Origin of the sequence: Borrelia hispanica CRI (genome assembly GCF_000500065.1) — a bacterium.
Lineage (GTDB): Bacteria > Spirochaetota > Spirochaetia > Borreliales > Borreliaceae > Borrelia > Borrelia hispanica.
Window position 1 is genome coordinate 1 of the sequence record NZ_AYOU01000093.1, and the last position, 4364, is coordinate 4364.

Below are 4364 nucleotides of genomic sequence, written 5' to 3' on the forward strand. Positions count from 1 at the left end.
AAGTAACAAATAACTATTATCAACATTTAGGAATTAATATGGGTACTGAAGTTTATTATGAACTCAAATACAACAAAAAAGAATGTAATAGATTAATAAATAAAAGTTTCAAAATAAAAAAAGAAAAAAGATTCCAAAAGCGCGTTAATGAACATTTTAAAAGCAAATTCAATAAAGAGGGGAGTGTAGAAAAAGCGGAGTCTTTATATAATAAATATAATAAGAATAAAAAAGAAGAAAAGTGTACAAGTCAAATCGAAGATTTTCAATTGAAGAAATATGCAAATAAATGTAATTTTAAGACGAGATTCTTCTATAATATTCTTAAACTTAATTTAGAAAAAGAAGTAAAAGTTGACTTATTGAGGAAACTGAAGAATGCTGAGAATGCAATAGAGAGATGCTATATTGGAGATACTAAAAGGGGAGAAGATAAAAGATGCGTAACATTGAAAGAGAAACAAGAGAAGCTTTCATTGGTGTTAGAAAGTGTAGTAACGGAATTAAAAAATGAAGGATATGATAGTGCAGATTTAGAAGCCAAGATGGGGTCTATATATGAAAAATATAGACCCAAGCCCCATTTTATTATAGAACAAGAGAGATATGGGGATTTGAGCGTCATTGTTGCGAATTTAAAGAAGACGGTCAAAAAAACAGAAAATCTGAAATCACAATATGAAGATCTTAAAAACAATATATTTAGCATACTACTTGATCAATTGAGACAAAAAGTAAAGATAGAAATTCTCATACCAAAATTGAAAGAGTATTTAAAAAGGCAAGAGAAATTAGAATATAAAAAGGTATTTAATAACCAGTATTACTATGAACTTTTAGATTTGATAGAAAACCAGAAGGAACATTTAAAACACTCTGAATTTAAGGAAGCTGTAACTTAAGGATTTATTATGGAGCATGGGTTAAATATTTTAGAAAAGAAAAAAATAAAATTAATTCCAAAAGAAGAAAAACCTCTATTTGTCAAAATAGAGGAAATTGAAGGTAGAAGATTATATCACACGAAAATCATGATGGATTTACATTTGTTTAAGGTAAATGAAAACCAAAAACATAAGTTTTTTGTTTCATTAAGAGGACTTTTTGATCAGAACAAAGTAGAATATTTTCATTTATTTTCTATAAAGGGAGACGATAAATTTTTGGGAATTTATTATGGATATAGAAAACCAGTAAAAAATATTATCAGAAAATATGAAGATAATGGTGTGAGTAAATCAGCTATTTTCTTGAAAGTTTATTATATAGAATTTAGGTTTAAAAAAGGAAGTGTTTTTTGCTATTTAAGGGGACTTGCTTATCTATTTAGAAAAGATAGACTAAAAACGAAATATTGTCAAACTTTAATTGATATGACAAGGAGATTAGAAAAAAAAGTATATGAATTTTACAACAAAAAATTATTAGAAGGGGGTCTGATAACTAAATGGATAGAAAAAAAGCAAAAATAATTAGTATTGCAAATATGAAGGGTGGTGTTGGTAAAAGTGCAACTAGTTTAGCATTTGCATCTTTGTTATCAAGAAAAAATAAGATTTTACTTATAGATATGGATACACAAGCTTCAATTACTAGCTATTATAAAGATCAGATAAGAGAACATAACGTTGATTTAAGAATGATTAATATATATGAAGTTTTAAAAAATAATTTAAATATTGAAGATTCAATTATAAGTGTTGGTAAAAATATAGATTTGATTCCTAGCTATTTAAGCTTACATAAAATTAATGATGATAGAATAGATTCTAAAGAACTTTTGCTTAAGTCTAATTTGGATTGTTTTTGTAGTAATTATGAATATATTATATTAGATACAACTCCTAGTTTTGATTTTACATATAAAAATTCATTATTAAGCAGTAGTCATATAATTGTCCCGCTTGTTCCTGAAAAATGGGCTATTGAATGTCTAGATTTGTTTTATTATTTTCTTAACATTTTAGAATTAAAGATTCCTGTTTTTATACTTGCTACTAGATTTAAAAATAATAATACTCATAAAGAATATGTTGATTTAATAAGGGAAAAAGAAAATTTTTTAGGTATTATCTCTGAACGAGAAGATTTAAATAGAAATATAGCTAGCAATTCTGTTTTTTCTTCAAGTAGAGATTATATGAGAGAATATGAAAATGCTGTTAATAATTTTTTAAATAGTTTTTAAGTATTAAATAATTCTTATTATTTAGTATAACAACTTGTCCGTTAAACGGATAAAGTGAATAAATTGGAGGATGTTATGAAATTAAAGGGGAAGTTGAGAATAGACAATAGGAGTTTGGAAACAATGCATAATGACGATGTGTCGGTTCGTTATAATAAATTAAAGGAAAGAATAGTAAATAATTTTAAAAAGGAAATTTTTCATAAAATAGAAGTTATAAAGGCATTGAAAGAAATAAAAGATAATAAGTATTATGAATTAGACGGATATAAAAGTTTTAATTCTTTTGCAAAGAACTTTAGGATTGCAAGAACCCAAGTATATGAGTATCTACGCATAGGAGATGCATTTGAAGAAGGGTTATTAGAGGAGCAATTTGTCATAGAAAATGGAATTAATGAAACCATTTCCTTTTTAAGAAATAAAGAAGGTATTTCTATTAAAAGGTCAAGACAAAATCCAATAAAGCCCTTAAGATTTCAACTTAAAAAACAAGCAAGTTATGATTTTTATAAAAAAAATTCTAAGTTTACAGGATTTTTATTAGATACGCTTTTTGATAACGAAAAAGATTTACTTGAAAAGTTTTTAAAAGAATTTCAAAATTTGAAGGGGAATTGATTGATAAGGGGGTGTTGTTTATGAATAATTTGGCATATAGGACATATAAGACTGAAGATTTAAGAGTTGAATTCATAGAGAAGGGATTTAGTGAAGCAGCAGTGGATTTTATTTTATTTCATAATGATAATTCTCATTTTGAAGTTTTAAAAGAAAAAATGAATTCATTGGAACAGCAAATGATTAACATAGAAAAGAATTTGCAAAAGGATATAAGACATTTGGATTTAAAGATAGATAATGTAGAAAAGTCTTTGCAAAAGGACATTGCTAATTTAGATATTAAAATAGATCATATAAGAAACGAAGTAAATGCTAGAATAGATATTTTGGAAAGAAACTTACAAAAAGATGTCTCTAATCTAGAGAAAGAAATCAAAAATAATAAGGATTTGTTATTAGAGAGACTTAATACGGGAAATAGAATAATACATTTTATGATAATAGCGGTAGGAATTCTTTCTCCAATTATTTTTGCGATACTAAATAAATTTTTTATAAATTGATAATTATTAAAATATTTGTATCATATCAAAAAATAATAAGTATTTGTTAAGATTTGTTTGATTTTATTTAAAAAGTAGTGTATCTTACTTTTGAGGTCTACGTATAGTAGAAAACTCTTTTTTATTGCTGTATTCATAAGTTTTAGAGCTTAGTTAAGGATTCTGTCTAGAATTTTTAATTAAGCTCTAAGTTTTTGTGTTTTAATGCTTATTAATTAAATCAATATATTAACATATTAATATACATATATAAATTTCAATTTTTGATTCTAATGACAATTTTTTAACAAAATATTTAAAAGTGTTTGTTAAAAATTATTTTTTGTTATATAATTATTTTTATATAAAAGGAATAAAAAGGAGTTTAATATGACAAATATTAATAAAACAATTAATAATGGAGTAAAAAAAATGAATCAACAAAATTTATACACCCAACAAGTTATTAAAGGTTTAGAATCTTTTGTTCCAACCGTAGATTCTGATAATAACAAACAAACTAATGTAATTAAAATGAGCAAAATAGGACGTAAATTACCTGGTATAAAAAAAGGTGAATATTTCAAGTTTAATAGTAAAGTAGATTTTTCTATTCAACGTGAAGCATTAACAAGATTTGGTGCTAGTGAAGTTGGTAGTATATTTCTTGGTGCTGATGCTGCTTCTGAATTAATTGTAAGTAGAGTACTTAAATTTTTTGGGAAAGAAGTTCCATATAAAGATAATTTGCATATTAAAAAAGGAAAAGCATTAGAAAATTTAGGATTTGCTGAGTTTCTACGTATTTACTTTGATAATATACAAATTTTACACAAAAACAAATATGCTAATGGAATAGACAAATATAATTACTTCAAACGAGTAGGTAGAGGAGATAATCTTGTTGGTGCAACAATAGATGGTTGGTTTGTAAATAATCAAGGTGAAACAGAACTATTAGAGATTAAATGTAGTGATAGTAATTATTTAACATCAGCTATTACAGAATATAATCAAACAGGTAATTTTTTAGAAAGTAAATATTTCTTTAAATATTATGTTCAAGCACA

The 4364-nt window shown here is 24.9% G+C and carries 5 protein-coding genes and 1 pseudogene; all 6 read left to right on the forward strand.

What is annotated here, in order from left to right:
- A partial coding sequence (locus U880_RS0102620; protein WP_024654650.1) for a plasmid maintenance protein occupies window positions 1-902 on the forward strand: 902 nt, incomplete at its 5' end.
- Window positions 903-911: 9 nt separating this feature from the next.
- Window positions 912-1472 (forward strand): DUF226 domain-containing protein, encoded by a 561-nt coding sequence (locus U880_RS0102625; protein WP_024654651.1) that lies wholly within the window; start codon window positions 912-914, stop codon window positions 1470-1472.
- Window positions 1448-2188 carry a ParA family protein gene (locus tag U880_RS0102630; RefSeq protein ID WP_024654652.1) on the forward strand — a complete coding sequence of 247 codons (741 nt, stop codon included), beginning with the start codon at window positions 1448-1450 and terminating at the stop codon, window positions 2186-2188. The genes U880_RS0102625 and U880_RS0102630 overlap by 25 nt, the downstream gene beginning before the upstream one ends.
- A gap of 75 nt (window positions 2189-2263) precedes the next feature.
- A complete protein-coding gene (locus tag U880_RS0102635) occupies window positions 2264-2809 on the forward strand; it encodes a chromosome replication/partitioning protein (RefSeq protein WP_024654653.1) in 546 nt (181 codons plus the stop codon).
- Window positions 2810-2829: 20 nt separating this feature from the next.
- Window positions 2830-3315: a Bdr family repetitive protein gene (gene bdr, locus U880_RS0102640; protein WP_024654654.1), complete on the forward strand. Its 486-nt coding sequence runs from the start codon at window positions 2830-2832 to the stop codon at window positions 3313-3315.
- Between the two features lie 369 nt (window positions 3316-3684).
- A pseudogene (locus U880_RS0102645) lies at window positions 3685-4364 on the forward strand (DUF244 domain-containing protein); the annotation flags it as partial.